General features: G+C 69.1%; 2 protein-coding genes and 1 tRNA gene. 2 read left to right on the plus strand and 1 reads right to left on the minus strand.

Annotated elements, in window-relative coordinates; genetic code table 11:
• The coding region (locus tag ACFWF3_RS22470; protein ID WP_379315158.1) for a cytochrome P450 at positions 1-817 on the plus strand (817 nt) is incomplete at its 5' end.
• A 283-nt stretch (positions 818-1100) separates the two neighbouring features.
• Here the strand turns inward: ACFWF3_RS22470 and ACFWF3_RS22475 are convergent.
• Positions 1101-1182, minus strand: a tRNA-Leu gene (locus ACFWF3_RS22475).
• Positions 1183-1555: 373 nt separating this feature from the next.
• Here ACFWF3_RS22475 and ACFWF3_RS22480 point away from each other — a divergent pair.
• On the plus strand, positions 1556-5486 hold a 3931-nt coding region (locus ACFWF3_RS22480), incomplete at its 3' end, for a fatty acid synthase subunit beta domain-containing protein (protein WP_379315159.1).

A 5486-nucleotide genomic window follows, 5' to 3' on the forward strand; every position in this document is an offset into this window, starting at 1 on the left:
TCCCTTCGAGGAATTGCTCGACCTAGGCCTCACCGAGAAGACCACGCTGCGGTATGCGCTACGCGGTTTCGGCACGCTTCGGTGGTGGCCCGACCGCGCCCGGATCAACCGGGAACTGACCGCTGTGCTGGCTCCGGTGATCGCGCAGCGTCGCCGCGACCCCGGCCTCGCCGACCGCACCGACATCCTGTCGCTGATGCTCATCACACGCGACGAAGACGGAAACGGGCTGAGCGACAGCGAGATCCGCGACGATCTGATCACCCTGATGCTCGCGGGACACGAAACCACCGCCACGACACTTGCCTGGCTGTTCGACGCGCTGCTGCATCGGCCCGACGTGCTCGCCACCATTCAGGCCGAAGCCGAAACCGGTGAGACCACCCACACCCACGCCGTGATCAACGAAACCCTACGACTGCACCCCCCGGTGCCGTTCACCAGCCGAGTCACCACCGGGCGCTACGAGCTCGGCGACTACGTCCTCGACCCTGGCACCCGGATCGTGCTCTACATCGACGCGGTCAACAAGAACCCCGCCACCTACGACCATCCCCACGAGTTCCAGGCAGACCGTTTCCTGCACCGGCGCCCCGATGCCTATGCCTGGATCCCTTTCGGGGGCGGCGTCAAACGCTGCCTCGGCGCCAGCTTCTCGATGACCGAACTCACCACGGTCATCCACACCATGCTCACCAACGGCCGGTACACCGCCGCCGATTCCGACGAAGAACGCCCCGTCCGGCGCTCGGTTGTCGTTGTCCCGCGTCACGGCACCTGTATCCGCTACCGGCCTCGCCACGAGACCATCCGATGATCCAGATCGACGACCGGCCGGCGGCGGAAGTAGTTCGATCAGCGAGGGGCCTCGTAGTAGCGCAATGAGTTCAGAAAGGCCGTCGCGGGGCTCGCCTTCGGTGGCGACTCCGCGATGGAGGAAGTCATCTCCCTCCGCGGTACCGGCCGACAGGCATGCCCAGAGCTGTGAGCACACCGCGAGGTCGATGACACGGCTCGCATCACCCACGACGGCAAGGCCGTAGACGATCTGGGCACTCGAACACGCTGGAGTCCGAAGTGGCACGTATGCCACAAATCTGTGCGCGAGAGGGGACTTGAACCCCTACGTCCGTGGACACCAGAACCTAAATCTGGCGCGTCTGCCAATTTCGCCACTCGCGCTTGGATGTGTACGACCGTCCAAACTCTACCGGGCGAATCGGGCTTCGCGAAGCGTTGGGGCGGCGTGGCGTACTCGTGGGTAACACGACCTGGGGTTATAACGATTCAGTAACTCTCAATGTGAGGGGCACTCATGTTTGAGAACTCGGGTAACAGGCCGGACCTGCGCGTTCAAACATGAGGCTGCGTCATGTTTCAGAAGATTGCGGTACGGGCGTACAGAAATACTGGGGAGTAGCCCGCTACCGGGCCGGAAACGTGAGGCTTTCCTCATGATTTTGTGCGATTGTGGCTCTCAACAGGCCCGAGGGGCTGCCGGAAACGTGTGCGTGCCGTCGGTGGGCGACACGCCAGGAGAAGGAAGTCGAGCGTCTTGACGATCAACGAGAGCACCGAAATCGGCATGGGAGCGACCGCGAGCGCCAATGGTCGTGGCCAGGCGAGAGGTGTCCGCGCGGCGCTGCTGGAGCAGCTGCGCAACGGGGCGGGATACGCGTTGGCGTTCGGTGGACAGGGTGCGCAGTGGCTGCGCGAGCTCGAGGAGATCGGGCGCGACAGCGCGCTGGAGCCCGAGCTGACCGCGCTGGTCAACGACGCGGCCGTGCTACTCGAGCCGGTTGCGACGCAGTTGCTGGTGGTGCGCCCCGGCGGTTTCGACCCGATGGGCTGGGTGCTCGAGAGCGAGCTCGACGAGCCGGAGGAGCCGTCCTCGGCGCCCTCGGACGCGGTGCTGCGCTCGGTGGCTGTGTCCATGCCCGGCGTACTGCTGGCCCAGCTCGCCGCGACCAGGGCATTGCGCTTGCAGGGCCTTGACCCGGTCGAGCACGCTCCCGTCGCCATCGTCGGACACTCGCAGGGGCTGTTCGCCGCCGCCGCGGTCGAAGCGGGCGGCACGCGTGACGCGGAGCTGCTGGCCATCGCCCAGCTCGTCGGCGCCGCTGCCGGGCTCGTCGCGCGCAGGCGTGGACTGATGCCGGTGGGCGAGCGCTCGCCGATGGTCGCGGTGTCGAACGTGGATCCCGAACAGCTGCGGGCGATCGTCGCCGAGGTGGCCGAAGGAGTCGACCCCGCGGTCGCCGCGGTCGTGTCGATCCGCAACGGGCGCAAGCGCGTCGTGCTCTCGGGTGCGCCCGCGCAGATCGATCGAGTGCGCACGCGTTGCGCGCAGCTGCACGACGAGCAGACCCGTGAGCGCGAGAGCAAGGCCCGCGGTGGCGCGGTCTTCGCGCCCGTGTTCGAGGACATCGCCGTCGACGTCGCCTTCCACCACCCGGCACTCGCCGAGACGGTCGAACTGGTCGCGGGCTGGGCCCGTCAGTGCGAGATCGACGCCGACCTCGCCGCCGCTCTGACCCAGCAGGTGCTCGTGGACCCGATCGACTGGGTCGCCACCGTCGACGCCGTGGTCGACGCGGGCGCGCAGTGGATCCTGGACCTGGGCCCCGGCGACCTGCTCTCGCGGGTGACCGGCGGCTCGCTCAAGGGCACCGGTGTCGGTGTGGTCGCCGCCGCCACCCGCGCCGGTCAGCGCAGCCTGCTCACCCCGGGCGCCGCGCCCGAGGCGTCGACGCCGTGGTCGGCGTTCGCGCCGAAGCCGGTGCGTCTGCCCAACGGCCGCATCGTCGTCGAGACCGCGTTCACCAAGCTCACCGGTCGCTCGCCGATCCTGCTGGCAGGCATGACCCCGACCACCGTCGACGCGAAAATCGTCGCGGCCGCGGCCAACGCAGGCCACTGGGCCGAGCTGGCCGGTGGCGGACAGGTCACCGAGCAGATCTTCGCCGACCGGGTGAGCGAGCTGCGTCAGCTGCTGCATCCGGGCCGCGCGGTGCAGTTCAACTCGCTGTTCCTCGACCCCTACCTGTGGAAGCTGCAGCTCGGCGGCAAGCGCCTGGTGCAGAAGGCGCGGGCCGCGGGTGCGCCGATCGACGGCGTGATCGTCACCGCGGGCATCCCCGAACTCGACGAGGCCGTCGCGCTGATCGGCGAGCTGTCCGAGGCCGGCATCAGCCACGTCGCGTTCAAGCCGGGCACCGTCGCCCAGATCAAGGCCGTGCTGCGCATCGCCGACGCTGTCCCGGACTACCCGGTGATCATGCACATCGAAGGCGGCAAGGCGGGCGGGCACCACTCCTGGGAAGACCTCGACGACCTGCTGCTGGCGACCTATGCCCAGCTGCGCAGCCAGGCCAATGTGGTGATCTGCGTCGGCGGCGGCATCGGCACCCCCGAACGCGCCACCGACTACCTCACCGGCACCTGGTCCACCGGCCACGGCTACCCGCTGATGCCCCTCGACGGTGTGCTCGTCGGCACCGCGGCCATGGCGACCCTGGAAGCCACCACCGCCCCCGCGGTGAAGCAGCTGCTGGTCGATACCCCCGGCACCCCCGATTGGGTCGGTGCGGGCACCGCCAGCGGCGGAATGGCCTCCGGGCGCAGCCAGCTGGGCGCCGACATCCACGAGATCGACAACGCCGCCTCGCGCACCGGTCGCCTGCTCGACGAGGTCGCGGGCGATGCCGAGGCCGTGGCGAGCCGTCGCGCCGAGATCATCGCGGCGCTCGACGCCACCGCCAAGCCCTACTTCGGCGACATCGCCACCATGACCTACCAGCAGTGGCTGGAACGCTACGTCTCGCTGGCTGTGTCGAGCGAGGTGCCGATCTCGTTCGACTGCGGCAGCGATATCGGTGACGCGATCCGCGACGCCACCCGCTCGGACTGGCTCGACATCAGCTGGCGCGACCGGTTCGCGGAGATGATGCGCCGCACCGAATCCCGGCTCAACCCGGCCGACAGCGGCGAGATCGAAACCCTGTTCGCCGACGACGACGCCTTCGAGCACCCCGTGCAGGCGTTGTGCGAGCTGAAGAAGCAGTACCCGACCGTCGCGGACACCGTGCTGCACCCGGCCGACGTGCCGTTCTTCGTCTCCCTGTGCAAGACGCCGGGCAAGCCGGTGAACTTCGTGCCCGTCGTCGACGCCGATGTGCGCCGCTGGTGGCGTTCGGACTCGCTGTGGCAGGCCCATGATCCGCGCTACTCGGCCGATCAGGTGTGCGTCATCCCCGGCACCGTCGCTGTCGCCGGCATCACCCGCGTGGACGAGCCGGTCGGCGAACTGCTCGACCGCTTCGAACAGGACACCGCGTACAGCCTGGTCAGGGCCGGTGTCGTTCCCGAGCCGGTGGACGCGCGTCGCGTCGCCGGTGTGGTGGCGGGAGCGATCGACACCGTGCTCGCCGCCCCCGATGTGCAGTGGGCCGGCCGCACCACCGTCAACCCGGTGCACCGCCTGGGTGACGTCTCGGAGTGGACCGTCGAGCAGGGGAGCGCGGTGCATCAGAGCACCGGCGCCACGCTGACCGAAACCACCGGGCCCGAAAGCGAATTCAGCTACGTGGAGCTTTCGGTGCCGCTGGCCCGCGACTCCGTGCGGATCCGCATCACCGTGCCGGCGAGCGTGTACTCCGGTGGCGCGCCGGTGATCACCGACGCCGACGCCGAAATCGCGATGTCGGCACTGCTCGGCGTTGCCGCCGGGAAGTCGCTGCCCGAGGTGAAAGCCGGTGTGGCGCACCTCAATCTGGCGTGGATGCCGGACCTGATCGCCGACCACGCCGGTGTCACCGGCTCCGGCCTGCCCGACACCCTCAGCACCCTCGGTCGCACCGCCCCCGATGTGCTCGTCGGCGCCTGCTGGCCCGCGGTCTTCGCGGTGCTCGGCGCGGCTCGCACCCCGGTCGGTGGCTGCGTCATCGAGGGCATGCTCGACCTGGTCCACCTCGATCACCAGGTCGAACTGCTGAACGAATTGCCCTCCGAGACAAGCATTCTTGTCGTTCGCGCCGAAGGCGGGGCGGTGGTCGACACCGACATGGGCCGCGTGGTCGAGGTCGTGGTGAACATCGGCCTGATCCTGGATCAGGGACTCGACGCCACCCCGCTGGCCCGCCTCGTCGAACGCTTCGCCATCCGCGGCCGCAACGGCGCGGGCGAGCTCACCGATCCGCCGCGTGCGGCCGGTGCGGTGTCCGACACCGCCACCGACACCCCGCGCCGCCGTCGCCGCGACGTGCAGATGGCCGCCCCGCGCGCCATGCACGCCTTCGCCGCGGTCTCCGGTGACCACAACCCGATCCACACCTCCGAGGCCGCCGCCAAGCTGGCCGGCCTCGGCAGCCCGATCGTGCACGGTATGTGGCTCTCGCCGGGTAGGGCGCCGACCTTGTCGCGGACCTTGTTGACGCAGCAGCCGCAGGTCATACCGGTGACGGTGACGGTGGTGGTGCTCATGGAAC

Source organism: Nocardia sp. NPDC060220, assembly GCF_042727815.1.
In the GTDB taxonomy this organism is placed as follows: Bacteria; Actinomycetota; Actinomycetes; order Mycobacteriales; family Mycobacteriaceae; genus Nocardia.